Annotated in this window: 22 protein-coding genes; 14 read left to right on the top strand and 8 right to left on the bottom strand. The window is 74.1% G+C overall.

Annotated features, from left to right (window positions below):
* Positions 1-60 precede the first annotated feature (60 nt).
* On the bottom strand, positions 61-837 hold the full coding sequence (locus LN042_RS32665) for a TIGR03089 family protein (protein ID WP_230055064.1): 777 nt from the start codon (positions 835-837) through the stop codon (positions 61-63).
* 146 nt (positions 838-983) lie between these two features.
* Here LN042_RS32665 and LN042_RS32660 point away from each other — a divergent pair, with 146 nt between their 5' ends.
* From LN042_RS32660 to LN042_RS32650, 3 genes are all read left to right on the top strand, one after another.
* Positions 984-2201, top strand: a complete 1218-nt coding sequence (locus LN042_RS32660; RefSeq protein WP_230055063.1) for a peptidoglycan recognition protein family protein — start codon at positions 984-986, stop codon at positions 2199-2201.
* Between the two features lie 46 nt (positions 2202-2247).
* A complete protein-coding gene (locus LN042_RS32655; protein ID WP_230055062.1) occupies positions 2248-3162 on the top strand; it encodes a DNA-3-methyladenine glycosylase family protein in 915 nt (304 codons plus the stop codon).
* 221 nt (positions 3163-3383) lie between these two features.
* Complete coding sequence (locus tag LN042_RS32650) at positions 3384-3959, top strand: Uma2 family endonuclease (RefSeq protein WP_230055061.1); 576 nt, start codon at positions 3384-3386, stop codon at positions 3957-3959.
* A gap of 3 nt (positions 3960-3962) precedes the next feature.
* On the opposite strand, the gene LN042_RS32645 is transcribed toward LN042_RS32650, so the two are convergent.
* From LN042_RS32645 to LN042_RS32635, 3 genes are read right to left on the bottom strand one after another with little or no spacing between them, the layout of a single operon-like run.
* Entirely contained in the window at positions 3963-5288 is a 1326-nt protein-coding gene (locus LN042_RS32645; protein ID WP_230055060.1) for a coenzyme F420-0:L-glutamate ligase, read from the bottom strand.
* The gene (cofD, locus tag LN042_RS32640) at positions 5285-6244 is read right to left on the bottom strand and encodes a 2-phospho-L-lactate transferase (RefSeq protein WP_230055059.1); all 960 of its coding nucleotides are present in this window, start codon (positions 6242-6244) and stop codon (positions 5285-5287) included. Before cofD ends, LN042_RS32645 begins: the two co-directional genes overlap by 4 nt.
* 34 nt (positions 6245-6278) lie before the next feature.
* Positions 6279-6902 (bottom strand): cysteine dioxygenase, encoded by a 624-nt coding sequence (locus LN042_RS32635; RefSeq protein ID WP_230055058.1) that lies wholly within the window; start codon positions 6900-6902, stop codon positions 6279-6281.
* A 742-nt stretch (positions 6903-7644) separates the two neighbouring features.
* On the opposite strand from LN042_RS32635, the gene LN042_RS32630 reads away from it, so the two are divergent.
* The 3 genes from LN042_RS32630 (at position 7645) to LN042_RS32620 (ending at position 13696) form a co-directional block, all read left to right on the top strand.
* Entirely contained in the window at positions 7645-7914 is a 270-nt protein-coding gene (locus LN042_RS32630) for a WhiB family transcriptional regulator (protein ID WP_101381549.1), read from the top strand.
* Between the two features lie 248 nt (positions 7915-8162).
* Complete coding sequence (locus LN042_RS32625; RefSeq protein WP_230055057.1) at positions 8163-12059, top strand: glycosyltransferase family 2 protein; 3897 nt, start codon at positions 8163-8165, stop codon at positions 12057-12059.
* Positions 12056-13696 carry a DUF5719 family protein gene (locus LN042_RS32620; RefSeq protein ID WP_230055056.1) on the top strand — a complete coding sequence of 547 codons (1641 nt, stop codon included), beginning with the start codon at positions 12056-12058 and terminating at the stop codon, positions 13694-13696. The genes LN042_RS32625 and LN042_RS32620 overlap by 4 nt, the downstream gene beginning before the upstream one ends.
* Positions 13697-13731: 35 nt before the next feature.
* Here LN042_RS32620 and LN042_RS32615 read toward each other — a convergent pair whose 3' ends face one another.
* Complete coding sequence (locus LN042_RS32615) at positions 13732-14199, bottom strand: metallopeptidase family protein (RefSeq protein WP_230055055.1); 468 nt, start codon at positions 14197-14199, stop codon at positions 13732-13734.
* Between the two features lie 139 nt (positions 14200-14338).
* On the opposite strand from LN042_RS32615, the gene LN042_RS32610 reads away from it, so the two are divergent.
* From LN042_RS32610 to ahcY, 6 genes are all read left to right on the top strand, one after another.
* Complete coding sequence (locus LN042_RS32610; protein WP_230055054.1) at positions 14339-14710, top strand: DUF3499 domain-containing protein; 372 nt, start codon at positions 14339-14341, stop codon at positions 14708-14710.
* A 175-nt stretch (positions 14711-14885) separates the two neighbouring features.
* Positions 14886-16271 carry a phosphomannomutase/phosphoglucomutase gene (locus LN042_RS32605; protein ID WP_230055053.1) on the top strand — a complete coding sequence of 462 codons (1386 nt, stop codon included), beginning with the start codon at positions 14886-14888 and terminating at the stop codon, positions 16269-16271.
* Positions 16272-16364: 93 nt separating this feature from the next.
* On the top strand, positions 16365-16547 hold the full coding sequence (locus LN042_RS32600; protein WP_230055052.1) for a Trm112 family protein: 183 nt from the start codon (positions 16365-16367) through the stop codon (positions 16545-16547).
* A gap of 49 nt (positions 16548-16596) precedes the next feature.
* On the top strand, positions 16597-17817 hold the full coding sequence (locus LN042_RS32595; protein WP_230055051.1) for an SIS domain-containing protein: 1221 nt from the start codon (positions 16597-16599) through the stop codon (positions 17815-17817).
* A gap of 106 nt (positions 17818-17923) precedes the next feature.
* Positions 17924-19129, top strand: coding sequence for a mannose-6-phosphate isomerase, class I (gene manA, locus LN042_RS32590; RefSeq protein WP_230055050.1), 1206 nt, complete (start codon positions 17924-17926; stop codon positions 19127-19129).
* Between the two features lie 239 nt (positions 19130-19368).
* A complete protein-coding gene (gene ahcY / locus LN042_RS32585) occupies positions 19369-20814 on the top strand; it encodes an adenosylhomocysteinase (protein ID WP_230055049.1) in 1446 nt (481 codons plus the stop codon).
* 72 nt (positions 20815-20886) lie between these two features.
* Here ahcY and LN042_RS32580 read toward each other — a convergent pair whose 3' ends face one another.
* The gene (locus LN042_RS32580) at positions 20887-22020 is read right to left on the bottom strand and encodes a hypothetical protein (protein ID WP_230055048.1); all 1134 of its coding nucleotides are present in this window, start codon (positions 22018-22020) and stop codon (positions 20887-20889) included.
* Complete coding sequence (locus LN042_RS32575; protein ID WP_230055047.1) at positions 22020-22535, bottom strand: SigE family RNA polymerase sigma factor; 516 nt, start codon at positions 22533-22535, stop codon at positions 22020-22022. Before LN042_RS32575 ends, LN042_RS32580 begins: the two co-directional genes overlap by 1 nt.
* Positions 22536-22629: 94 nt before the next feature.
* Here LN042_RS32575 and LN042_RS32570 point away from each other — a divergent pair, with 94 nt between their 5' ends.
* The gene (locus LN042_RS32570) at positions 22630-23259 is read left to right on the top strand and encodes a hypothetical protein (protein WP_230055046.1); all 630 of its coding nucleotides are present in this window, start codon (positions 22630-22632) and stop codon (positions 23257-23259) included.
* 3 nt (positions 23260-23262) lie between these two features.
* Here the strand turns inward: LN042_RS32570 and LN042_RS37490 are convergent, their stop codons facing one another.
* Positions 23263-24429, bottom strand: a complete 1167-nt coding sequence (locus tag LN042_RS37490; RefSeq protein WP_308191902.1) for an RDD family protein — start codon at positions 24427-24429, stop codon at positions 23263-23265.
* Between the two features lie 185 nt (positions 24430-24614).
* Here LN042_RS37490 and LN042_RS32560 point away from each other — a divergent pair, with 185 nt between their 5' ends.
* Complete coding sequence (locus tag LN042_RS32560; RefSeq protein WP_230055045.1) at positions 24615-25619, top strand: stage II sporulation protein M; 1005 nt, start codon at positions 24615-24617, stop codon at positions 25617-25619.
* Positions 25620-25863 lie beyond the last annotated feature (244 nt).

Raw genomic sequence — 25863 nt, 5'->3', positions numbered from 1 at the left:
TGTCTTGTCGAATCGGTTACACCATCAGAACATTTGTCCGACTGGGGTCGTGGGGCCTGATCAGCCGAGCCGGTGGGTGACCCGCTCCGCCTCGATCCGGCTCTGCCACTGGTCCTCCGTCAGGCCATCGGAGTTGCGGCAGAGCACCACCGAACCGCCGGCCGCCAGTGGTGCCAGCAGGCCCGCCTCCAGCCCGGCCCAGTCGTCGTAGGAGAGGGTGCTGAGCACCCGGGAGCCGCGCTCCAGGCCGAGCCGGGCGGCGCCCTCGCGGGCCAGCTGCACGGTCTGCTCGCCGGTCAGCTTCAGCGGCAGCCCGTCCACCGAACTCTCCAGCGCCAGCGAGTCGGCGACCACGGGAGAGTACGGGGCGAACCGGTCGCCCTGGCCCGGCACTTCGGCCGCGTAGTCCAGGAACCCCTCCGGCCGCTGCGGGAACCGCCCGCCCAACGGGCGCAGCGCCAGCGCCACCCGCTCGCCGCCGCAGGCCTCGGCGGCGGCCAGGCCCTCCGGCCCGCTGATCACCAGCTGGGCCTCGGCCGGATCTCCGCTCGGCACCGCCGTGACGCCCACCGACCAGCAGGCCAGCAGCCAGACGGCGGTCTGCCAGTGGGCCGGGAGCAGCAGCGCCGCCCGGTCCTCCGGGCCGGCGTTCAACTCGTCCTGGAGGAGGTTGGCGGTCTTGGCGACCCAGTTGTCGAAGGTCTTGACCGAGAGTTCGACTCTCTCGCCCGACCGGTCGTCGTAGAAGGTGATCAGGGGGCGGGCGGGATCCTCGCCGAGGGCGGCTCGCAGCAGCTCGGCGGGAGTACGGGCGTCAGCAGCGAAGGGCGCAGTCATGGTGCCGTCCAGCCTACGACCTGGTGCCGCCGCCGGGGGAGGGGGCTTGCTGGGCGCGAGGACCACGCTGACCTTGTCGAAGCCCCGTCAGGAACTCGGCGGCACCCCGGTGGCAGGCCGGTCGATATGGGCAGATCATCCGTTCTATGTCGAATCGATACGCGCCTCATCCCGCGCCGCCGACCCGTTCCGTGCTGACCCGCTCCGCCGCGCTGCTCGGCGCCGGGTGCGCCCTCTCGCTGCTGACCCAGGCCACGGCCGCCCCCGCCGTCTCCGCCGCCCCGGTGGGCGCCCGCACCATGACGATCGCGCTCGGCGCCCTGCCCGGCGATCGGACCGGAGGCCGGACCGTGCGGGGCCTGACCGCCCGCGGCACCAAGCGCTACTCGCTGCTGGGCGTCAGCTGGGACGACCCGGACGCCCGGCTGACCGGCACCGTCCAGGTCCGCACCCGCTGCGCCGGCCACTGGAGCGACTGGCAGCCACTGGCCGCGGACACCGAGGACCGCCCGGACCCGGCGGAAGCCGAGGGCCCGCACGCCCGCGGCTCCACGGCACCGCGCTGGGTCGGACCGAGCGACGGCGTCGAGGTCCGCGTCACCGGGAACGAACCGCTGCCGGCCGGCCTGCGGGTCGACCTGGTCGACCCCGGCACCGCGAGGCTCGGGGCCCACCCGCCGACCATTCCGTCCGACGAGGCCTCAGCTTCGGGCCCCGACGCGACCCATCGGCTGGCCCGGCACGAGGTGGCCCACCGGGCGCCCCGGCCCGGCATCGTCACCCGGGCCGGCTGGGGAGCCGACGAGTCGCTGCGCCATCCGGGTTTCACCTACACCGGGGCCGTCCGGGTGGTCTTCGTGCACCACACGGACACCGCCAACGACTACAGCTGCGACGACAGCCCCAAGGTGATCCGCGCGATCTACCAGTACCACGTGCAGACCAACGGCTGGAACGACATCGGCTACAACTTCCTGGTCGACCGCTGCGGCACCATCTACGAGGGCCGGGCGGGCGGGGTGGCCCGGCCGGTGCTCGGCGCCCACACGCTGGGCTTCAACGCCGACACCACGGGCGTCGCCGCCCTGGGCAGCTTCGGCGACGAGGAGCCGCCGCAGGCCCAGGTGGACGGCGTCACCAAGATCGCGGCCTGGAAGCTGGGCCTCACCGGCCAGGACGCGCTCGGCAGCGCCGACCTGACCTCCGCCAGCGACGGCAGCCGCTACCCGCTGGGGAGCAGCCACAGCTTCGACACCATCGCCGGTCACCGGGACGCCTTCGCCACCGAATGCCCCGGCGACCAGCTGTACGACCGGCTGCCGGCGGTGCGCCTGCTGGCGGGCCACCTGCAGGGCCGCCGGTAGCGCCCCGGCGCCCTGGACCGTCAGTGCCGGGAGCCAGACTGGACGGGTGACCGAGCTCCCCCAGGAGCGGGTCTGGCTCCCCGGCCGCCCGCTCGACCTGCACCGCACCCTGGCCCCGCTGAGCCGCGGCCCCGGCGACCCGGCCTGCCGGTTCACCCCGGACGGGGCCGTCTGGCGCGCCTCGCGGACGCCCGCCGGGCCGGGCACGCTGCGGATCGAGGTCGGCCGCGGCGAGGTGCGGGCGCAGGCCTGGGGGCCGGGGGCCGGCTGGCTGCTGGACCGGCTGCCGGTGCTGCTCGGCGACACCGACGATCCGGCCGGCCTGCGGCTGCCACCCGGTCCGCTGCGCGAGGCCCAGCGCACCAACCCCGGGCTGCGGCTGTGCCGGACGGGGCTGGTGCTGGAGTCACTGGTCCCGGCGATCCTGGAGCAGAAGGTCACCTCCGACGAGGCCTACCGCGCCTGGCGGCTGCTGCTGCGCGACTTCGGCACGCCGGCGCCCGGTCCGGCCGATCGGATGCGGGTGGCGCCGTCGGCCCGGGAGTGGGCGCTGATCCCGTCCTGGGAGTGGCACAAGGCGGGCGTCGACCCGAAGCGGTCGGCCACCATCCAGCGCGCCGTGCGGCTGGCGCCCCGGCTGGAGCAGGCCTCCGCCATGACCCACGCCGACGCCTTCGCCCGGCTCACCGCGGTGCCCGGCATCGGCGAGTGGACCGCCGCCGAGACGCTGCAGCGCAGCAACGGGGACCCGGACGCGGTCTCGGTCGGCGACTTCCACCTGGCCAACTACGTCGGCTGGGCGCTGGTCGGCCGCCCCCGCTCCACCGACGCCGAGCTGCTCACCCTGCTCGCCCCCTACACCCCGCACCGCCACCGGGTCTGCCGCCTGATCGGTCTCACCGGCCTGCGCCCCCCGAAGTACGGCCCCCGCCTGGCCCCCAACGACCACCGGGGGCGGTGAACCGTGCCTGCGCTGCGGCGCATGGCTCACATGGCACGGACCGAGGACGAGGCCGACGAGCGTGCCCGGTGCGAGGCCCTGGCACACCGCGACGACCCGACCATCGGCATGGCGGAACTGCTGGTCGACGTGTTCACCGATGGGGGACGGGAGCCCATCAGGCCTGGCATGCTGGGTGCCGACCGACCGGGGTGTGACATGTCGTCGGAGGGAGCACCAAGGTGACCACTGGGCTGCCGCAGTGGATGTACCCGCCGCGCGACAGCGGCTGGGAGGCGGATGATCTGGATCTGCTGCCGCCGGACGCCCCGAAGCACATCGAGCTGCTCGACGGAGCGCTGATCTTCAACATGTCGCCGCAACGCAGCTGGCACGATCGGGTGATCCGCCGCCTCAGCGCCGCACTGGAGTCCGCTGCCCCGGCAGGATGGACCATCGAGGCACAGATGACGGTGAAGCTCGACCGCCGTAGCCGCCCGGAGCCGGACGTCATCGCCGCCGTGGTGCCGTACGACCCCGAGCGCACCCGCTTCCTGCCGGCGGACGTCGCGCTGGTGGTGGAGGTCGTCTCGGCGGAGTCGGCGGACCGCGACCGCCGGTACAAGCCCTTGCTGTACGCCGATGCGGGCATCCGCAACTTCTGGCGGATCGAGGACGAGACGGGCCTCCCCGCGGTGCACACCTACGAGCTGGACGAGACCACCTCGGCCTACGTCGCTACCGGCGTGCACCGCGACCGGTTGGAGACCCGGGTGCCGTTCCCGGTGGACCTGGTCGTCGCGGACCTGGTCCGCTGATCCCTACCGCACCACCACGAACTCCTCCGCCCCCCGTTCCGGACGCTCCCCGGGCACCGCGGCCGGGCGGCCCACCGCGACGGCGCCCATCGGGTCCCAGTCGGCCGGCAGGGCGAGGACGTCGCGGACGGTGTCCCGGCAGAACATCGTGGACGACACCCACGCCGTCCCGTAGCCCTCGCCGCTCAGCGTCACCAGCAGGTTCTGCACGGCCGCGCCGATCGCGACGGTGAACATCTCGCGCTCGGCGGCGGCCCGGCGCGCATCGGGGTAGTGGTGCGAACCGGCCGTCACCAGGCACGGCACCACCAGGTACGGCGCCCGGCGCAGCAGGTCGCCGCGTGCGGTGCGGCGGGCGATCCGCTCCTCGTCCCAGCCGTCCAGCTCGCGCAGGTCGCGGCGCCAGGCGGCGAGCATCGCGTCCAGCAGCTCGCTGCGGGCGGCCTCGGACTCCAGCAGCACGAACCGCCAGGGCGTGGTGTGGTGCGGCGCGGGCGCGGTGACGGCAGCGGCCACCGCACGCCGGACGGCTTCGCCGTGCACCGGCTCGTCGCTGAACTCCCGCACCGTGCGGCGGGTGGTGACGGCGGTTCGGATCGCCTCCGAGGTGCCGAGCCGGAACAGGTCGTCCGCCAGGTCGCGGATCAGCGGCCTGGTCCCGTCGCCGTCCTCTTCGGTGACCGCGCCGGGCAGGCCGCGCACCACCGCGACCGGGGTGCCGGTGGCCTTGCCCTTCACCAGGTCGGCGGCGGCGGCGAGCTCGTCGGCGGTGGCGGTGACGGTCATGTGCAGCTCGTTGCCGTGGCTGTCGACCCGTCCGCGGTGGTCCTCCAGCACCGCCACGCCGGCCGCGCCGATCGCGACGTCGGTCAGCCCGCTGCGCCAGGCCCGGCCGAAGGTGTCGGTGATCAGCACGCCGAGCCGACGGCCGGTCAGCTCCTGGAGCCGGGCCCGGATGCCCCGGGCCGAGGCGTCCGGGTCGACCGGCAGCAGCAGGACGGTGCCGGGCGCGGTGTTGGAGGCGTCCACGCCGGCGGCGGCCATCACCAGGCCGTTGCGGTTCTGGACGATCCGCAGCCGGCCGCGCCGGGCGACCACCCGCACGGCCTCGGCGTCGATCGCCGCCTCGCGGTCCTCGGCCTGGACGATCCTCCCCTCGGCCTTGCTGACGATCTTCGAAGTCACCACCACGACGTCGCCGTCGCGCAGCTCCACCGCCTTGGCGATCAACGCGCCCAGGTCGGTGTCCGGCTCGATCTCCGGCAGCCCGGGAACGGGCAGCACCTCCAGACCCAGCGGCTCGGTCTCCAGGTCCAGCGGCTCGGTCATCGACGCACCTGCTCGGCCAGTTCCAGCGCGGTCCGCGCCATCGCGGCGGTGGCGGCCGGGTCGGTCATCAGCAGTGGCACCGCCCGGCAGGCGATCCCGGCGGCCGCCACCGACTCGACCGCGTCCGCGTCGACCTCGTCCACCAGCCAGCCGTCCAGCAGCTCGGCCCCGTAGTGCCGGGCCACCGCGGCGGCGGACGCCTCGACGCCGACCGCGGCCAGCACCTTGTCCGCCATGCCGCGCACCGGGGCGCCGCCGACGATCGGGGAGAGCCCGACCACCGGGGCGGCCGCCGCCACCACCGCCTCGCGGATGCCGGGGACGGCCAGCACGGTGCCGATGCTCACCACCGGGTTGGACGGCGGGAAGAGGATCACGTCGGCGGCGGCGATCGCCTCCAGCACGCCGGGGGCCGGCTTCGCGGTGTCCGCGCCGACCGGAATGATCGCCTCGGCGTCCACCGCTGCGTGCAGTTTGACCCAGTACTCCTGGAAGTGGACCGCCCGGGTGCGGCCCTCCTCGGTGATCCGCACATGGGTCTCGACCCGGTCGTCGCTCATCGGCAGCAGCCGCACCCCGGGCTGCCAGCGGTCGCAGAGCGCCTCGGTGACCGCGCTCAGCGGGTAGCCGGCGCCGAGCATCTGGGTGCGCACGATGTGGGTGGCGAAGTCCTTGTCGCCCAACCCGAACCAGGACGGTCCGACGCCGTAGGCGACGAGCTCCTCCTTGACCGCGAAGGTCTCCCCGGCCCGGCCCCAGCCCTGTTCCTCGTGGATGCCGCCGCCGAGCGTGTACATCACGGTGTCCAGGTCCGGACAGACCTTCAGCCCGAAGAGGTGGATGTCGTCCCCGGTGTTGCCGATGACGGTGATCTCGTCGTCGGGGCCCACCACGTCCTTGAGACCGCGCAGGAAGCGTGCGCCCCCGATGCCGCCGGCCAGTGCCACGATACGCATGCGCTCATCCTGCCAGCCCGGCCGTGGCGAAGGGTCACCACCGGGGCAACTCCCGGACCGCCCGGGGCGACTTGGCGTACTGGTTCATCTCGGTCAGCCCGGGGGCGTAGAGGTGGATGCTGACGGCGGGCTCCAGGGTCGCGTTGACCACCTCGTGCAGGTAGCCGGCCGAGAAGACCCGGTGCCGGCCGGGGCGCAGGACGCGGCTGCCCGAGCCGCCGTCACCCCGCGAGTGCTCCGCCAGCTCGCCCTGGACGACCGTCAGCACGCCGGTGGCGGCGCCGTGGTCGTGCAGGCCGCTGCTCTGGCCGGGCAGCCAGCTGAGCAGCCAGACCTCGTAGCCGGGGCCGGTCTCCAGTCGCGCGTACCAGCGGGTCAGCGCGTCGTAGCGGACCAGTGGGGCCCAGCGGTCCCGGTCGGCGGCGATCTCGCGGACCAGTCGCGCGTAGCCGGCCACCGTGGTGGGGTGGGCGGGCAGGTCGGTGCGGGCCAGGTGGGGGAAGGCCAGCGGGTCGCCGGCGATGCTGACGTCGCTCAGGCCGTCGGCCCAGGCGCGCACCGGGGGCGCGGCGGGGCGGCGGCGGGCGGGCCGGTCGCCGTCAGTGGATGGCCGGGCGACGGCCGTGGGGGCCGGCTGGGTGCGGTCGCGGTCGCGCATCGGGAGTCCTCGCGGGTGTCGACGGAGTCGGCCGGCATCCGCGGACGGGTCACGGGCGGCCTCGTGGTCCTGGGCGGGCGCGTCGAGGCCGGGGAGAGAAGTCCCGGGGGATCCAGAAGGAGGGGCCGACGCGCCTAGCGACAACAGGAGCGGCGACGGCAACACAGAGCGCTCGCGGCACGGCGGAGCAGCACATGGCGGCTCGGCTGGGCGATCGACTCTGACATGCGTCCCAGGAGACAGGGTCGGCGGGCGTGGTGTCAAGCCGGGTCGTACCGCCAATAGGGGGATGATCAGGACATTCTGCTTGATCGGCTGATAAGTCGGCCTCTAGGTTTCAATGTGTCGAAAGCCGGGAAGGCAGGCGGTTGACCTGGTTGATCCCGCGTCAGTGGGCGGTTGAGCCGCCGGTGCGGTCGGACGCTCCGTCAGTTCCCGGGCACTGTGGCGGCCGTCGGCGCCGGCGGCAACCGGAGCAGTCCGCGGGCGCGTCTGCTGATGCGGACGGTGTGTCAGGGGTCGTACCCGTCGCATCCGCCGCGAGCTGCGGAAAGTCCGTTCTGTCCGGATATGTACACTATTTGTAGTGCCTTGGTTCCGGGGAGTGAATTCGCGACCTAATACCAGAGCTCGGCTTGACTGAGCCAGAGTGACGCACATGTAATTTCAGTCGTGTCGTCCGGCTGAACCAGCCGGCGGCAACCTGCACGGGGACGCCAAGAGGGGCAGAGGAGGCGCGCCAATGAGCGAGCTCTTTGAGCTGTTGATCGGTGAGGGCATCGACGAGGAAGAGGAACTCGGCTGGCAGGAGCGCGCCCTGTGCGCGCAGACCGATCCCGAGTCCTTCTTCCCGGAGAAGGGCGGCTCCACCCGCGAGGCCAAGAAGGTCTGCCTGGCCTGCGAGGTCCGCTCCGAATGCCTTGAGTACGCCCTCGCCAACGACGAGCGGTTCGGCATCTGGGGCGGCCTGTCCGAACGCGAACGCCGTCGGCTCAAGAAGAGCGCCGTCTGACCGGTCGACCGGTCATCCGCATCCCCTCGCGCAGAATCCGTCCGCCCTCCACATACAGGGCCTTCGCTCACAGAGCCTGCACCGCAGTCCGGCAAGCGCCTCGCCACAATGGCGGGGCGCTTTTGCAATTCCACGCGCCCCCACCTGTGACGGAGCCTCAGCCCCCACCGGTGGGCAAGGCGCTCAGCGGAAGCCGTTAGTGTGGTGCGCCACCTGCCGTCCACTCGGAACCGGGGCCCGCGCACTCGATGACTGCCTACAGCCACCAGCACGGCTATCCAGACCAGCCGTCATCCGGCCCGCTGCCCCACGGCGGCTCCACCCGGCCGCCCGCCTACCCGCGCCACCTGGTGACCGCCGTCGTCGTCAGCCACGACGGCGCCCGCTGGCTGCCGCAGGCCCTGGCCGGACTGCTCGGCCAGGACCGTCAGGTGCAACGCATCCTCGCCGTGGACACCGGCAGCACCGACACCTCACCGCAACTGCTCCGCGACACCCTCGGTGACTGGCTGCCCGAGTCCGGCCCGATCGTGCTCGGCCGCCGGGCCGGCTTCGGCACCGCCGTCGCCGAGGCGGTCTTCAACAGCCCGCCGCTGCGCCCCGAGGACCTGCCCTACAGCCTCGACCCCTCCGGCTACGACCCGGTGACCGGCGGCTGGGACGACTTCGGCGACCCGCTCGCCTCCGAGGACGACTTCAACAACGGCAGCCGTCGCGAGACCCAGCCGATCGAGTGGCTCTGGCTGCTGCACGACGACTGCGAACCGCAGACCGACGCGCTGCGCCGACTGCTCCAGGTCGCCGACAGCACGCCGTCCGCCGGCGTCGTCGGCCCCAAGCTGCGCAGCTGGTACGACCGCCGCCAGCTCCTCGAAGTCGGTGTCACCATCGCCCGCTCCGGCCGGCGCTGGACCGGCCTGGACCGCCGGGAGCAGGACCAGGGCCAGCACGACCAGGTCCGCCCGGTGCTCGCCGTCTCCACGGCCGGCATGCTGGTCCGCCGCGACGTCTTCGAACAGCTCGGCGGCTTCGACAGGGCGCTGCCGCTGATGCGCGACGACGCCGACTTCTGCTGGCGGGTCAACGCCGCCGGCCACCGGGTGGTGATCGCCCCCGACGCGGTGCTGCGGCACGCCGAGGCGGCCAGCCGCGAACGGCGCGCGATCGACTGCGCGGCCGACCACCCGCACCGGGTCGACAAGGCCGGTGCCGTCTACACGCTGCTCGCCAACTCCCGCCGCCTGGTCTTCCCCTACGTCCTGGTGCGGCTGGTGCTCGGCACCCTGCTGCGGGTGCTGGCCAACCTGCTCGGCAAGGACCCGCGCCAGGCCTACGACGAGATCGCCGGCCTCAACCACGAGCTGATCCGGATGCCCCGGCTGCTGCGGGCCCGCAAACACCGGGCCCGCACCCGCTCGCTGGACGCGCTGGACGACCGCAGCCTCTTCCCGCCGCCCGGCGCCACCGCCCGCCTGGCCGTCGAGGGCGTGATCTCCTCGCTCGGCATCGGCGGCACCGGCGACGAGGTCGGCCGGCACGGCAGTGCGCTGGAGGCCTCCGGCGGCGACGACGACAACGAGGTGCTGGAGGTCGAGCAGTTCGCGCTGCTCAAGAAGCTGGCCCGGCGGCCCGCCCCGGTGCTGTTCGCCGTGCTGCTGCTGCTCACCCTGATCGCCGCCCGCGACCTGCTGGGCAGCGGCTCGCTGCTCGGCGGCGCGCTGCTGCCCGCCGCCGACGGCGCGTCCGGCCTGTGGAACATGTACGCCGGCAGCTGGCACGGCACCGGCTCCGGCTCCACCGCCACCGCCCCGCCGTACCTGGCCGTGCTCTCGGCCCTGTCCTGGCTGCTCCTCGACAACGCGAACCTCGCCGTCACCCTGCTGCTGGTGCTCTCGGTGCCGCTGGCCGCGGTCAGCGCCTACCTGGTCTCCCGGCCGCTGCTCGGCTCCAAGCTGGTGCGCGCCTGGGCCAGCGCCGGCTACGCGCTGCTGCCCGCCGCCACCGGGGCCATCGCCCAGGGCCGGATCGGCACCGCCGTGCTGGTGGTGCTGCTGCCGCCGCTGGCCCGCGCCGCCGCCATCGCGGCCGGCCTCGGCATCCGCCGGGAGACCGCCGCGCGGGGCGCCCGGCCCGGCTGGCGGTCCACCTGGATGACCGTCACCCTGCTCACCGTCTGCACCGCCTTCGTGCCGCTGATGTGGGCGATCGCCGTGCCGCTGACGCTGGCCATACTGGCCGTCGCCATGGTGCGCGGCGGGGCGTACGGCAGCGGGCCGGCCGTGCTGCGCTCCCTGGGCCTGCGGGTGGCCGCCATCCTGGTGCTGCCGATCGTGGTGCTCGCGCCGTGGTCGCTGGGGCTGCTGACGCACCCGTCCCGGCTGCTGCTGGAGGCCGGCCTGCCCGGCTTCAACGGTCCCGCGGCCCGGCCGGTCGGGCTGCTGCTGGTCAACCCGGGCGGGGCCGGGGTACCGCCGGTCTGGCTGTCGGCCGGTGTGCTGCTGGCCGCCCTCGCCGCGCTGCTGCGCGCCGACCGGCGCCGCGCGGTGCTGGCGGCCTGGGGCGCGGCCGGGGCCGGCCTGGTCTTCGCCGTGGTGGTGGCCGGCACCAGCATCACCCCGGCCTCCGGCGGTCTGCCGGTGGCGGCCTGGGCCGGCCCGGCCACCCTGCTGGCCGGCATCGCCCTGCTGGCCGCCGCCGCGATCGGCGCCGACGGGGCCAACGCCCGGGTGGCCGGCATCGCCTTCGGCTGGCGCCAGCCGGTGGCCGCGCTGGTGCTGGCCGCCGCCGTGCTGGCGCCGGTCGGCACCGCCCTGTGGTGGGCCGTCTCCGGCTCCGGCGGCCCGCTGCACCGCGGTGCGGCCGGCCAGCTGCCCGCCTTCGTGGCGGCCGAGTCCGCCACCGGTGACCACCCGCGCGCCCTGGTGCTCTCCGGCGACGCCCAGGCCACCTCGGTCCGGTTCGCGATCGTCCGCGGCTCCGGTCTGTCCCTCGGCCAGGCCGAGGGCACCGTCGACCCGGGCGGCACCACCGGCGACGGGCCGGCCAAGCTGGTCGGCAGCCTGCTGGCCAGCTCCGGCGCCGACCAGGCGAGCGCGCTGGCCGGCTACGGCATCGGCTACGTGCTGGTCCAGGACCCGATGATCGCCAAGGTCAGCGGCGTGCTCGACACCACCCCCGGGCTGAGCCCGGTGAGCCAGGACAACGGCACCGCGATCTGGCAGGTGACCGGGGTGCCGGTGGCCCGGGCGGTGATCACCGCCCCCGGCGCCGCCCCGGTCAAGGTGGCGTCCGGCGACCAGACCGTGCACGCCACGATCCCGGCCGGCCCGGCCGGCCGGATGCTGCGACTGGCCGAGCAGGCCGACCCCGGCTGGCAGGCCACCCTGAACGGCACCCGCCTCACCCCGGTCACGCTGGACGGCTGGGCCCAGGGCTTCCAGCTGCCCGCCGGCGGCGGCACCCTCGCCGTCACCCGCGGCACCCCGCTGGCGCACACCGGCTGGATCGCGGCCCAGCTGCTGCTCGGCCTGGTGCTGCTGGTGCTGGCACTGCCCGGCCGCCGCTCCACCAAGGACGACGACCTGCCCGAGGAGGTGGTGGCCGCCGCCGCGCTGGCCGCCCAGAACCAGGCGCCCCCGCTGCCCGGCAGCCGCCGGGCCCGCCGGATGGCCGAACGCGGCGAGACCGAGGGCGGCGGCGGGAGCGCCGACCCCGACGACGGCGTCTACGGCAGCCCGACGGCCACCCCCGCCCAGCCGGGCACCGAGCCGTACCCGATGGCCGAGCCGGTCGCCGCCCAGCCGGACCCGTACGCCGCGCAGCCCTACCAGCCGGCCGACTACCAGCAGGCCGACCCGTACGGCTACGACCCGTACGCGGCCCAGCAGCCGTACCAGAGCTACGCCCAGCCCTACCAGGCCGAGGCCCACCCCGCCGAGGCGTACACCACCGAGCCCTTCCCCGAGGGCGGCTACCAGGCCGACCCGTACGCCCAGCCCTACCCCGCCGAGTACGGCTACGGCGGCTATCCGCAGCAGGGCTACCAGGCCGACGGCCACCAGCAGCCCTGGCTGCCCGGCCAGACCCAGCACGAGGACCCCGCCTACGGCGGCCACCCGCGCCACGACGGAGCTGACCCGCGATGAAGATGCCCGCCATCAACCCGGACCGCCAGGCCGGCGGCGCGTCGGGCGGCGGCAGCCGCACCGGCCGCTCGCTGCTGGCCTGCGCCGCCGTGCTCGCCGTGGTCTTCGGCGTGGCCGAGCTGCGCCATCCGGCCGCGCCCAGCGCCCGGCCCGCCGGCAGCGCCACCGCCGCCCAGGTCGAGCGCACCGCGGTGGTCTGCCCCCAGCCGATGCAGGGGATGACCGGCACCACCCAGATCACTGCGATCACCCCCGCCGACGCCGTCGGCACCGGGAGCGGCACCGCGACGGTGACCACCGCCGCGCCGCCGCCGGCCGATGCGCCGGCGGGCTCGCCGTCCTCCCCGGCGCCCTCCGGCTCCCCGGCGTCCTCCGGCTCGCCCGCGCCGAGCGGCTCCCCGGCGGCCGGCCAGCCGGCGAGCGCCCTGATCACCCTGGCCAAGCCCGGCGTCCCGGTCAGCGCCACCGCCGCCGGCGGCGACACCACACCGGGCAGCACGGCGGTCGCCACCGGCGCGCTGGCCCCCGGCTTCACGGTCACCCAGACCACCACCGTCACCGACCAGCGCGGCACGGGCATGTCGGGGGTCACCTGCACCCCGTCCGGCACCCACTTCTGGTTCGCCGGCGCCAGTACGGCCGGCAACCGCAAGGACTACCTCAGCCTGACCGACGCCGAGGCCACCTCCGCCGTGGTCGACGTCAAGCTCTACGGCGACCAGGGTCCGATCGACACCGGTGACGCCGGCACCGGCATCAGCATCGCCCCGGGCACCTCGCAGAGCGTGCTGCTCACCACGCTGACCAACGCCTCGACCGCCGACCTGGCGGTGGAGGTACGGGTGCGCAGCGGGCGGGTCGGCGCCTACCTGCACGCCTCCGACGGCTCGGCCGGCTCCGACTGGATCCCGGCCTCGGCCGATCCCGCGTCCACCGTGGTGGTGCCCGGCCTGCCCGGCGACCTCTCGGCGGCCCACCTGGTGGTGGCGGCGCCCGGCAGCGACGACGACGCCGACCTGAAGATCCAGCTCTCCGGCCAGAACGGCTGGTTCTCCCCGGTGCTCGCCAACGGCCAGGGGACGATCCACGTCAAGGCCGGCATGGTCTCCGCCATCGACCTCGGCCAGCTCAACCGCCAGCAGATCTCGGCGCTGCGGCTGACGCCCAGCGACCCGTCCCGCGCCACCCCGGTGATCGCCACCGTCCGGGTGGACCGGGCCGGCGGCGGCAAGTCCGACTCGGCCTGGATCACCGGCGCCGGCCCGGTCGGCAAGCGCGCCACCGTGGCGGACTCGCGCGGCGGCGGGGTGTCCACCCTGCTGCTCACCGCCACCGGTGACGCCGCCACGGTCCGGGTGACGGCCTCGGCGAGCACCGGCGGCGGCACCCCGACCAGCAAGGACGTGCAGATCCCGGCCGGCGCCACGGTCGGCCTGGCGTCCCCCGAGCCGTCGGGCGGCAACGGCAGCTTCGGCCTGACCGTGGAGACCACCTCCGGCTCCGGGGTCGTCGCGGCCCGGATGCTCGCGGTGAACACCGACAACGTGCCGATGTTCACCATCCAGGCGCTGCAGGACGACCACAGCTTCGTGCAGGTGCCGCAGGCCCAGCAGGACCCGGGCGTGCTGCTGCACTGAGCGGCGCCCGGCAGGCCCCCGCGCGACGGCTCGGGTCAGTCCTCGTCGTAGCGGGGGTCGATGGCGTCCGGCGAGAGCCCGAGCAGCTCGGCGACCTGCTCGATCAGGATCTCGTGCACCAGCGCCGCCCGGTCATCGCGGGACTTGGCCCGGATCTCCACCGGGCGGCGGTAGATCGTGATCCGGCTCTTGGCGCCCTGGCGGGCCGTCACCACCCGGCCCAGCGGCACCCCGTCCAGACCCGGGCCGGCCTCGCCGCCGGTCTCCTCCGGCACCTCGGCGACCTCGAACTCGACGTCGATCAGCTGGGGCCAGCGGCGCTCCAGCCGCTCCACCGACTCGCGGATGTAGTCCTCGAACAGCTCGGACCTGGTCAGCGAGATCGGCACCTGCGGCGGGGCCAGCGGGCCGCGCAGGCCACGGCCGTGCCGGTCGCGGCGCCGGGGGCGCGGCGGCCCGGGTGCGGCGGACGCGGCGGGCGGTTGCGGTACGGAGCTGTCCATATCAATGACGAGCGTAGTCCTTGGAGGCTGGGAATTGGACCACATGAGCACCGATCCGGGCGCACTCCCACGCGACACGAACCGGCCGCGACCGGCCGGTCTTAGCCAGTCGGGCGAAGGTGCGGTACCGTCCACCCCTGTGAGCCCTGTACGTCGTTGTTCGCGGACCGCGTGCGGCCGTCCGGCCGTGGCGACGCTGACGTACGTGTACGCCGACTCCACGGCGGTGCTGGGCCCGCTCGCCACCTACGCCGAGCCGCACTGCTACGACCTGTGCGCCGAGCACGCCGAGCGGCTCACCGCGCCGCGCGGCTGGGAGGTGGTCCGGCTCGCCACCGAGGGCGGACCGGTGCGCCGCTCCAGCGACGACCTGGAGGCGCTGGCCAACGCCGTCCGGGAGGCCGCCCGGCCGCAGGAGCGCGGGCCCCGCCCGGTCCGCACCGCCGACGGCGAGCCGGTGGAGGCCGGCCGGCGCGGCCACCTGCGGGTGCTGCGCTCCCCGGAGAACTGAGACCCCGCCGACCGAGCACAGTACCGGCGGCGAGCGCCGAGCGTTCCGATCCGGTCACGATCACCGGGTACGCTGCTGCCCTCTCGCGGGTGCACCCTCAGCGGTCCGCGCACCCGAGCCGACGTATCGTGACCGTGGGCCAGCCGGCCCAAAACACACACAAGGTGGATCCGCAGTGCGCGACCTCAAGCAGCTCGTGAAGGCGTACGACGTCCGAGGCGTCGTGCCGGACCAGTGGGACGAGAACCTCTCCCGTGCCTTCGGCGCCGCATTCGTGCAGGTCACCGGCGCCACGGCGATCGTGGTCGGCCACGACATGCGTCCCTCCTCGCCGAGCCTGTCGCGGGCCTTCGCCGAGGGCGCGGCCGCCCGCGGTGCCGACGTCACCGAGATCGGCCTGTGCTCCACGGACCAGCTCTACTACGCCAGCGGCAAGCTCGACCTGCCCGGCGCGATGTTCACCGCCAGCCACAACCCGGCGCAGTACAACGGCATCAAGATGTGCCGGGCCGGCGCCGCCCCGGTCGGTGAGGACACCGGGCTGGCCGACATCCGCGACCTGGTCCAGTCGTGGATCGCCGAGGACGACACCGTGTCCATCCCGGCCGTCGACGCGAAGCCGGGCGTGCTCACCCGGCAGGACACCCTGCAGGGCTACGCCGACCACCTGCGCGGCCTGGTCGACCTGACCGGCATCCGCCCGCTCAAGGTCGCGGTCGACGCGGGCAACGGCATGGGCGGCCACACCGTGCCGACCGTCTTCGCCGGTCTGCCGCTGGAGGTCGTCCCGATGTACTTCGAGCTGGACGGCACCTTCCCCAACCACGAGGCCAACCCGCTCGACCCGAAGAACCTGGTCGACCTGCAGGCCAAGGTCAAGGAGGTCGGCGCCGACATCGGCCTGGCCTTCGACGGCGACGCCGACCGCTGCTTCGTGATCGACGAGCGCGGCGAGCCGGTCTCCCCGTCCGCCATCACCGCCCTGGTCGCGGTGCGCGAGCTGGCCCGGGCCAAGGCCGCCGGCGAGGAGCGCCCCACCATCATCCACAACCTGATCACCTCGTGGACGGTGCCCGAGGTGGTCGCCGAGCACGGCGGCCAGGCGGTCCGGACCCGGGTCGGCCACTCCTTCATCAAGCAGCGGATGGCCGAGACCGACGCCGTCTTCGGCGGCGAGCACTCCGCGCACTACTACTTCCGCGACTTCTGGCGCGCCGACACCGGCATGCTCGCCGCGCTGCACGTGCTCGCCGCGCTCGGCGGCCAGCCGGGCACGCTGTCCGCGCTGACCGAGGAGTACGACCGCTACGCCGCCTCCGGCGAGATCAACAGCGAGGTCGCCGACCAGGCCGCCAAGACCGCCGAGGTCAAGGCCGCCTACGCGTCGCTGGAGGGCGTCAGCGTCGACGAGCTGGACGGCCTGACCATCGCCGGCGCCGACTGGTGGTTCAACCTGCGCGCCTCCAACACCGAGCCGCTGCTGCGCCTGAACGTCGAGGCGAAGGACCGGGCCAAGGTGGCCGAGCTGCGCGACGCCGTGCTGGCGATCGTCCGCGCCTGATCTACGGGGCGGCGCGCCCAGGCCGGTAGGCTGACCACCGGCCGGGGCGCGCCGCGCCCTGCCGCCAAGCCCACCGACCCACGGAGCAGCACCATGACGCTCGAACCGTTCCTGCTGGAGATCCTGGTCTGCCCGCAGTGCCACGCCAAGCTGGTCGAGGGCGGCACCGCGGACGCCCCGGAGCTGGTCTGCACCGGCACCGACTGCGGCCTGCGCTACGACGTGCGCGACGGCATCCCGGTGCTGCTGGTCGACGAGGCCCGTCGCCCCGCCTGATCCTGCTCGTCCGTCCCGCACCCCCGAGCGGACCCGGAGGTCCAGCCGCATGCTCGACGACAGCCTGCTCGACGATCCGGCCGCCCTCCAGCGCGCCGACCGGGACCACGCCCTGCTCGCCCTGGCCGGCTCCGGCGCCCGGGTCCGCACCGCACTGCGGCTGGCCCGGGCCGCGGGACTGGACGCGCTGCGCCCGGAAGGCCGGCCGCGCGCCGTGCTGGTCGCCGGGCCCGACGGTGCGCTGACGGCGGGGCGGGCGCTGGCCGCACTGGTCGGCGGTGCCGGCCTGGTGTATCCGCTGGCCGCCGTCGACGTGCTGCCCAGTGAGCCGTTCAGCGCCGGGCTGAGCTGGCAACTGCCGGGCTGGGCAGGGCCGTTGGACCTGCTCGTGGTGGCCAGTGCGGAGGGCGTGGAGGAGGGCCTGATCCGGCTCGCCGAGCAGGCCTACGGACGCGGCTGCGCGATCACCGTGATCGCGCCCGAGGGCCGTCCGCTGGCCGAGGCCGCGGCCCAGGTGCGCGCCCTGCCGCTGCCCTATGCGGTCGGAGCCCTGGCGGAGCCCGTGGCGGCGCCGGCCGAACCGGACCTGCCGGCCGAGGACCCGGGCGCCTTCTGGGCCTTCCTCGCCCCCTTGCTGGCCCTCGCCGAGCGGATCGGCCTGCTGCGGCTCGGACCGGCGGAACTGCCCGCACTGGCCGACCTGTTGGACGAGCTGGCGGTCCGGCACCGCCCGGACGCCCCCGCCTACCGCAACCCCGCAAAGGGCCTGGCCGCCCAACTGGCCGGCACCGTGCCGCTGCTGTGGAGCGACGGCGAGCCCGCCGGGGTGGCCGCCGAGCGGCTGGCCGCGATGCTCGCCGACCGGGCCGGGCGCCCGGCCGTCACCGGACGGCTGCCGCAGGCGCTCACCACCCACCGCGGCATGTTCAGCGGTCAACTCGGTGCCGGCGGTGACCCCGACGACTTCTTCCGGGACCGGGTCGAGGAGCCGGAGCCGCAGCCGCTCAGCCTGGAACTCCTGCTGCTGCGGCACACCCCGCGGCCGGCCGGCGCGGCGGAAGGCGAGGGCTCCGAACCCGGCGCGCCCGCGGACCAGGCACCGGCCGGGCACGCGGTCCGCCGGGCCCGCCGACTGGCCGAGGCCCACGAGGTGCGGCTGACCGAGCTGACCGCCGAACGCCCCGAGCCGCTGGCCGCCCTGGCGGAACTGGTCTCGCTCGGCGACTTCGCGGCCGTCTACCTGGGCCTGGCCACCGGGTCGGGGCACTGAGCCGAGTCGGTTAGGGTCGGCGAAGCGTTGAAAGAAGCGTTGCAGCGAGACCGCGTCAAGAGCGAGCCAGCCGACTCGCACCGACACCTAGGAGCAAGGCCCCAGCATGGACCGCCTCGTCAACACCGTCCGTCCCTACGCCTGGGGCTCGACCACCGCGATCCCGGCGCTGCTCGGCGTGCGGCCCTCCGGTGAGCCGCAGGCCGAACTCTGGCTGGGCGCGCACCCCGGGGACTCCTCCCGGCTGGACCGCGGTGCCGGGCCGGTCGAGCTGGCCACGGTGATCGCCGCGGACCCGGCCGCCGAGCTGGGCGAGGAGTCGGTCGAGAAGTTCGGCCCGGCCCTGCCCTTCCTGCTCAAGGTGCTCGCCGCCGAGCTCCCGCTCTCGCTCCAGGTGCACCCCAGCCGGGAACAGGCGCAGGCGGGCTTCGCCGCCGAGGACGCGGCCGGGGTACCGGTGGAAGCCGGCCACCGCAACTACAAGGACGCCAACCACAAGCCCGAACTGATCTGCGCGCTGGACGAGTTCGACGGCCTGTGCGGGTTCCGCGACCCGCTGGCCACCGCCTCCCTGATGGAGGAGCTGGCGGTGCCCGGGCTGGCCCCGCTGATCGACCTGCTGCGCACCAAGCCCGCCGAGCAGGCGCTCCGCGAGGCACTGGCCACCGTGCTCTCCACCGACCCCGCGGTGATCGCGTCCACCGTCACCGAGCTGGCCGCGGCACTGGACCGGCAGTTGGTCGTGCACCCGGACTCGCCACGCGCGCTGGAGTGGGCCGGTTACGCCTACGCGGCCCGCCACTTCCCCGGCGACGCCGGAGTGCTGGCCGCGCTGCTGCTCAACGTGGTCCGGCTGCAGCCGGGCGAGGCGCTCTACCTCGGCGCCGGCGTGCCGCACGCCTACCTGCGCGGCACCGGCGTGGAGATCATGGCCAACTCGGACAACGTGCTGCGCTGCGGCCTCACGCCCAAGCACGTCGACATCCCCGAGCTGCTGAAGGTCGTGGTCTTCGAGGCCGGCGACCCCGGCGTCATGCACCCGGTGGCCGACGCCGACGGCGAGGAGCTCTTCCCCGTTCCGATCGACGAGTTCCGGCTCTCCCGCTTCCGGCTCACCGAGGGCACCGAGCGGACCGTGGACGGCCGCGCCGCGCAGATCCTGCTCTGCACCGACGGCACCGCCACCCTGACCGACGCCGACGGGCGGGCCCTGGAGCTGAACCGCGGTCAGTCCGCCTACCTGCCGGCCACCGGCCGGACCACCGCGCTGACCGGGCAGGGCACCGTGTTCCGCGCCACCGTCACGCTCTGACCCGCGCGGTGCGGGCGGATCCGGTGCGAAACCCGTGATCCGCCCGCGCCACCGCGCCCGGGCGGTGTAGATTCGTGGACGGTGTCAAACGTCGCTGCTGATGGCGGTCGATCCGAACCGGGTCGAGGGAGAGAGGTCCTCCGACGGCTTGTGCCGCGCAGCGGAGCGCCCCGCCGGGCCGCCCCGCCGTCCAGCACACCCGTACCCACCGGACCACCCGCAGCGAGGAGCAACCCCGCATGTCGAACACCACCGGCGACTTCAAGGTAGCCGACCTTTCCCTGGCCCCCTTCGGCCGCAAGGAGATCCAGCTCGCCGAGCACGAGATGCCCGGCCTGATGGCCATTCGCAAGGAGTTCGCGGCCGCCCAGCCGCTGGCCGGCGCCCGGATCACCGGCTCGCTGCACATGACCGTGCAGACCGCCGTGCTGATCGAGACCCTGGTGGCGCTGGGCGCCGAGGTCCGCTGGTGCTCCTGCAACATCTTCTCCACCCAGGACCACGCCGCCGCCGCCGTCGCGGTCGGCCCCGAGGGCACCCCGGAGGACCCCCGGGGCATCCCGGTCTTCGCCTGGAAGGGCGAGACGCTGGAGGAGTACTGGTGGTGCACCGAGCAGGCGCTGACCTGGCCGAACGGCCAGACCCCGAACATGATCCTGGACGACGGCGGTGACGCCACCCTGCTGATCCACAAGGGTGTCGAGTTCGAGAAGGCCGGCGCCGCGCCGGACCCGTCGACCGCCGACAACGACGAGTTCCGGATCATCCTGGAGCTGCTCAACCGCACCCTGGCCGAGTCCCCGCGCAAGTGGACCGAGGTCGCCGCCACCATCAAGGGCGTGACCGAGGAGACCACCACCGGCGTGCACCGGCTGTACGAGATGCACCGGGACGGCAAGCTGCTGTTCCCGGCGATCAACGTCAACGACTCGGTGACCAAGTCCAAGTTCGACAACAAGTACGGCTGCCGGCACTCGCTGATCGACGGCATCAACCGGGCCACCGACGTGCTGATCGGCGGCAAGGTCGCCGTGGTCTGCGGCTACGGCGACGTGGGCAAGGGCTGCGCCGAGTCGCTGCGCGGCCAGGGCGCCCGGGTGATCGTCACCGAGATCGACCCGATCTGCGCGCTGCAGGCGGCGATGGACGGCTACCAGGTGACCACCCTCGAGGACGTCGTCGAGACCGCCGACATCTTCATCACCACGACCGGCAACAAGGACATCATCCTGGCCTCCCACATGGAGCGGATGAAGCACCAGGCGATCGTGGGCAACATCGGCCACTTCGACAACGAGATCGACATGGCCGGCCTGGCGAAGCTGCCGGGTGTGGTGAAGACCGAGGTCAAGCCGCAGGTGCACGAGTGGCGCAAGGCGGACGGCAAGACGATCATCGTCCTGTCCGAGGGCCGGCTGCTGAACCTGGGCAACGCGACCGGTCACCCGTCGTTCGTGATGTCCAACTCGTTCGCCAACCAGACGATCGCGCAGATCGAGCTGTTCACCAAGACCGAGCAGTACCCGATCGGCGTGTACGTGCTGCCCAAGCACCTGGACGAGAAGGTCGCCCGCCTCCACCTGGACGCGCTGGGCGTCAAGCTCACCACCCTGACCCAGGAGCAGGCCGACTACATCGGCGTCCAGGTCGAGGGCCCGTACAAGTCGGAGCAGTACCGCTACTGACGCACGGTCAGGCGTCGATGGGCCGGAGCGCCGCGAGGTGCGCCGGCCCATCGGCCGTTCGGGGGCGGGCGGTCAGCGCTGCACCAGGGTGGTCCAGGCGCTCTGGTCGGTGCCGAGCAGGTGGAAGTGGGCCAACAGGTCGGCTTCGGACCCGACCTCGGCCATCATCTGGTCCGCGCCCTCCTCGGCGACGCAGATCCGCACGCCGTCCCGGGTGGCGCAGGTCTGCGCGCCGGGCGGCGCGGAGGGGGTGAGACCGGCTGACGGGTCCTGGGCCGACAGAGCCCGTTGGACCAGGACGACGATCCGGGCGTTCCCGTGCGTGAAGCGCAGCTGCAGCGACCAGGGCGCGCTGCTGCCCGGGTTCGGTTCGAACAGGTCGGTGGCCGACAGCTTGAAGTCGAGCGGCAGGCCCGAGAACCAGACCGGGAGCGGGACCTGCCGAGCGGTCGTCCGCACGTTCTCGGCGATCCGGTGGAGGGCCGTCCGTGGATCCGGGCCCGGCAGCCGGGTTCCCGTCAGCTCGGCCCAGCGGCCGGTGTCCGTCAGCCACTGCAGCCGCGGGTTCGCCGGCGGGCTCCCGTCGGCCACCCAGTACGCCTGCCGCCCGTTCACCGGGTCGGCCGGCTGCAGCATCGATGGCGGCAGGGTACTGAGCGCCGGCGGTTGCGACGTGGCGGTCGCCGGGTAGAGCGTGAGACGGACACCGGGGGCCTCGAGGCTCTCGGTCAGCGTGGCGCCCGCGCCGGTCAGCGCCGTATCTACGCCCCCCGCGTAGCCGCTCGCGTAGGTGGTTCCGCTGCTCCCACCGACCGCCCAGCTCGGCAGCCAACCGAAGGATGCCTCCGATACCAGCGGGTCGCTGCCCAGCGCCGGCACGTACTTGTCCGGATCCGTGGACCCTTCCGGCATGGAGGCCGCCGCGAAGTAGGAGCTCGTCGGACTGGGCGACGCACCGTCCGAGACCGGCGCGCCGGCCGACATCGCCGGAACGACCCGGGTGTGGTGCCCGACCGCCGGAAGCACGGTCAGTGCGCCCACCCCGAACGCCAGCACCGCGGCCGCCGAGCCGATCGCGAACCGCCGGCGCCGCCGCCGGCCGCGCCCGACGCGGATCGCCAGCTCCGCGTCCACCCGGCTCCCCGGGGCCCCGGTCTCCGCCAAGTCGATCAGCTGCTCCATCAGTTCGGGGATTTCCTCGGGCATCACGACAGCCCCTCCACAGGCACCTTCGAGCACATCGTCAGCAGTTGGCGTAGCGTGTTCAGCCCCCGCGAGGACTGGCTCTTCACATTGCCGGTGGAGCATTCCAGCGCCTCGGCGGTCTGCTCCACCGAGAGGTCGCAGTAGTAGCGCAGCACCACCGTGGTGCGCTGCCTGGCCGGGAGCGCGGCGAGCGCACGCCGCAGATCGAGGTCGCGGGCGAGATCGAGGTCGACGGACACCTCCTCGTGCACCGCCGCCTGGCTGCTGGTGAACCGGTGCCAGCCCCGCCGCTGCTCGGACAGGAAGACGTTCACCAAGGTCCGCCGGGCGTAGCCGTCCATGTTCTCCGCGCGCCGGACCCGCCCCCAGGAGGTGTAGAGCCGGGTGATGGTCTCCTGCACCAGGTCGTCCGCCCGGTGCCAGTCCCCGCACAGCAGGAACGCGACCTTGCGCAGCCACGCCGCCCGGGACGACACGAATTCGGTGAATTCTGCGTCCCGCTCCGCTTTGGCCATAGACGGCCACTCCTCTCCTCGACAGTGCTCACCGCGCTGTCCGACCTGCTGATGCGGCCGGACCGCCCGGAGGTTGCACGTAGGCTGTCGACTCATGCCGAACGGCCGCTACTCGCTCCACGACCCGCACGACCAGACCCTCCTCGGCGAGGAGCGGTTCAGCTGCGCCCCCGGCCCGGCCGGCTGGCGCTACGTGGCCAAGAGCCACGCCCTGGACGGCAGCCTGCTGGGCAGCGTCGACCTCACCCTGGACTCGCGCAGCCGCCCGCTGCGGATGGAGCTGCGGGCCGGCGGCTGGCAGGTGCGCGGGGGAGCCGTGGACGGCGTCGCCTGGGTCCGCTCCGCCGCCGCCGACCCGACCGGCGCGGCCGCCACCGAGGGCCACGACCGGGCGCACGGCTTCAGCGGCGACTCGCCGGCCTTCCTGATCGCCACCGCACGGCTGCTCCGCCTCGACGAGGGGGCCGCCGCCCGGGTGCGCCTGGTCTCCTTCACCGGGACGGCCCTGGCGCCACGCACCTTCGACCAGGGCTGGACGCTCCGCTCGGTGGAGGAGCACCCCACGGACAGCGGGCCACTGCGGGTGGAGCACTACCAGGTGGCCGACCTGGAGACCGGCGAGCAGCGGGAGATCCACCTGGCGGGGGACGTGCTCCTCGCCGCGCCCGGCATCGAGTTGGAGGAGCTGGACGCGCCGCCGAACCCCTGGCGGTACGGCGACTGACGGTCAGCCGGGGGGCGCGAAGCCGGTGCCGCCGCTGGTGGTGCCGCCGTCGGCGGCGGGTGGGGGCACGGGGGGCGCGGGGGCCACGGGTGGCGCGGGTGCCGGCGGTGCGGTGAAGGCGGGTGCCGGCGTGGCGGGGGTGACGGGTGGCGCGGGTGCCGGCGGTGCGGTGAAGGCGGTGGGCGCGGGTGCCGGCGCGGCGGGGGTGACGGGTGCCACCGGCATCGGCGTGGCGCGTGTCAACGGGCCCGGCACCGGCGCACCTGGCGGCATCGCAGGTGCCGCCGCGCCCCAGCCCGGCGGCTGGGCGAAGCTTCCGGGCGTCAACGGCTGCGGCACCGGCTGGACCACGGACACCGGCACCGGCTGGGCCACGGACACCGGCACCGGCTGCGGACTCGCGTTCCAGGGGGAGGCCACCGCCGTCCGCTGCCAGTCACGGCGCTGCCGCTCGGTCAGCACCGCGCTCAGGTAGAGCGCCGGATGCAGGCCCGGTGGCACCGGCCAGTGCACCTGGGCGGCCAGGTCGCCGGCCAGCCGGTGCGCCATCCGCAACGCTGCCGCCTCGTCCAACTGCGCTGTTCGACTGAGAAGTTGGCGGATCACCAACCACAGCCCCGGGGGCACCGAGGACAGGTCCAGGCGGACCAGGTCGTTCCCCAGGGCGGCCAGGAGTTGCGGCGGCGCGGCCACCACCGGCGTGCCGGCGGCGGGAACCCGCTCCCGCACCACCAGGGTGCCGGCGAAGATGTCGCCGAGTCGGCGCCCGTCCGCCGATACCAGCGAGGTGATCGCGGCCGGCACACCCATGGTGCCCATGATTTCCATGGTGGCGACGAGTCCCCGCACCAGGGCGTGCCGGAACCGGATCGGCCCGCCGTCCAGCCGCACCACCCGCAGCCCCAACGCGAGCTTCCCCAGCGACCGGCCCCGGCTCAGCGTCTCCACCGCCACCGGCACGGCCACCAGAAAGAGGACCATCAGGCAGACCGCCAGCGCGGCCGCCGCCGCATCGTCCAGACCGCTCAGCACGGCCAGCAGCACCATCGTGATCAGGAAGCCCCCGCCGACCTCGACCACCAGGTCGATGAGCACCGCCAGCGCCCTGCTCGGCAGCTTCGCCGTCCGCAGGCCGAGAACCACGGCCTCACCCGTCACCAGGTCGCTCACTGCACCCGCCCGTCCGCTCCGAACTCGCCGCCGCTCCGGGAGGCCGTGCCGCTCGGCCCGCCCCCGATGTCCGCGCCAAACATACGGGGCCGCCCGGAGGCCGGGAAGGGCCGTCCTCGGTCCGGCCGGTCTGGCAAGCTGACCCCTGCCGCCACCGCCCGCCGTGATCTGGAGTGAGCCCGCCCATGGACCTGGACGTCTTCGTCGCCGCCCATCAGGCGCAGTGGGCCCGCCTTGAGGTCCTCAGCAAGCGCCGGCGGCTCAGCGGCGAGGAGGCCGACGAGCTGGTGCTGCTCTACCAGCGGGTCACCGGCCACCTCGCCCGGGTCCAGGCCACGGCGCCGGACCCGGCCCTGGTCGGGCGGTTGACCACGCTGGTCGCCCGCGCCCGCAACGCCGTCACCGGCAGCCGCTCGGCCGGCTGGCGGGACGCCGCCCGCTACTTCACGGTGAGCTTCCCCGCCGCGCTCTACCGCTCGCGCCGCTGGTGGGTGCCGATAGCCGTGGTTTCGCTGCTCGCCGCCGCACTGATCGCCTGGTGGGTCGCCACCCACCCCGCGGTCCGCGACAGCCTGGCGACCCCCGCCGAGCTGCGCCAGATGACCCGCCCCGGCGGTGAGTACGAGACCTACTACACCGACCGCCCGGCCAGCTCGTTCGCCGCCCAGGTGTGGACGAACAACGCCCGGGTCGCCGCGATGTGCCTGGTCTTCGGAGTGTTCCTCGGGCTGCCGGTGCTGTGGGTGCTCGCCGGGAACATCCTCAACCTCGGGATCGGGCTGGGCCTGATGGCCTCCGCCGGGCGACTCGACCTCTTCCTCGGCCTGCTGCTGCCGCACGGCCTGCTGGAGCTGACGGCGGTCTTCGTCGCGGCCGGCCTGGGCCTGCGCCTGGGCTGGACGGTGATCGATCCGGGCCCGCGCACCCGCTCGGCCGCCCTCGCGGAGGAGGGGCGTGCGGTGATCGGCATGGCGATCGGCCTGGCCGCCGTGCTGCTGGTGAGCGGCTGCCTCGAAGCCTTCGTGACTCCGTCCGGGCTGCCCACCTGGGCCCGGATCGGCATCGGATCCCTGGCCGAGGTGCTCTTCCTGTTCTACGCCCTGGTCCTGGGCCGCCGCGCGGCCGCCGCCGGCGAGATCGGCGACCTGGAGGCCGCCGACCGCGGCGACGCCCAGCCGGTGGCGGGATGACCCCTCCAGAGCTGGTAGTCTTCTCCACATGCCGCCGGAGCCGTTGACACGGAACCGACCGGCTAGTAGATTCGAACGGTTGGGACGGGCTGGACAACAGCCCGGACCAGGCGTAGTGTCTACGACACGGCAGGCCGAGGAGAGGCATCCACCAGGATGCGGCCCGGCAAGCCACCCGCTCAGCGGGAAATTCGGATGGGAAATCGGCCGGTGAACGGCAGGGAAAACATCTGATAAGCTGAGA

The organism is Kitasatospora humi (genome assembly GCF_020907985.1).
Lineage (GTDB): Bacteria > Actinomycetota > Actinomycetes > Streptomycetales > Streptomycetaceae > Kitasatospora > Kitasatospora humi.
This window is presented reverse-complemented; position numbering and strand designations above follow the sequence as displayed.

Coding starts and splice junctions, on each gene's coding strand:
- LN042_RS32665 (WP_230055064.1), bottom strand. CDS start 837: ATGACTGCGCCCTTCGCTGCTGACGCCCGTACTCCCGCCGAGCTGCTG.
- LN042_RS32595 (WP_230055051.1), top strand. CDS start 16,597: ATGCTCGACGACAGCCTGCTCGACGATCCGGCCGCCCTCCAGCGCGCC.
- LN042_RS32570 (WP_230055046.1), top strand. CDS start 22,630: ATGCCGAACGGCCGCTACTCGCTCCACGACCCGCACGACCAGACCCTC.
- ahcY (WP_230055049.1), top strand. CDS start 19,369: ATGTCGAACACCACCGGCGACTTCAAGGTAGCCGACCTTTCCCTGGCC.
- LN042_RS32580 (WP_230055048.1), bottom strand. CDS start 22,020: ATGCCCGAGGAAATCCCCGAACTGATGGAGCAGCTGATCGACTTGGCG.
- LN042_RS32635 (WP_230055058.1), bottom strand. CDS start 6,902: ATGCGCGACCGCGACCGCACCCAGCCGGCCCCCACGGCCGTCGCCCGG.
- cofD (WP_230055059.1), bottom strand. CDS start 6,244: ATGCGTATCGTGGCACTGGCCGGCGGCATCGGGGGCGCACGCTTCCTG.
- LN042_RS32625 (WP_230055057.1), top strand. CDS start 8,163: ATGACTGCCTACAGCCACCAGCACGGCTATCCAGACCAGCCGTCATCC.
- LN042_RS32630 (WP_101381549.1), top strand. CDS start 7,645: ATGAGCGAGCTCTTTGAGCTGTTGATCGGTGAGGGCATCGACGAGGAA.
- LN042_RS32575 (WP_230055047.1), bottom strand. CDS start 22,535: ATGGCCAAAGCGGAGCGGGACGCAGAATTCACCGAATTCGTGTCGTCC.
- LN042_RS32560 (WP_230055045.1), top strand. CDS start 24,615: ATGGACCTGGACGTCTTCGTCGCCGCCCATCAGGCGCAGTGGGCCCGC.
- LN042_RS32600 (WP_230055052.1), top strand. CDS start 16,365: ATGACGCTCGAACCGTTCCTGCTGGAGATCCTGGTCTGCCCGCAGTGC.
- manA (WP_230055050.1), top strand. CDS start 17,924: ATGGACCGCCTCGTCAACACCGTCCGTCCCTACGCCTGGGGCTCGACC.
- LN042_RS32615 (WP_230055055.1), bottom strand. CDS start 14,199: ATGGACAGCTCCGTACCGCAACCGCCCGCCGCGTCCGCCGCACCCGGG.
- LN042_RS32660 (WP_230055063.1), top strand. CDS start 984: ATGTCGAATCGATACGCGCCTCATCCCGCGCCGCCGACCCGTTCCGTG.
- LN042_RS32620 (WP_230055056.1), top strand. CDS start 12,056: ATGAAGATGCCCGCCATCAACCCGGACCGCCAGGCCGGCGGCGCGTCG.
- LN042_RS32645 (WP_230055060.1), bottom strand. CDS start 5,288: ATGACCGAGCCGCTGGACCTGGAGACCGAGCCGCTGGGTCTGGAGGTG.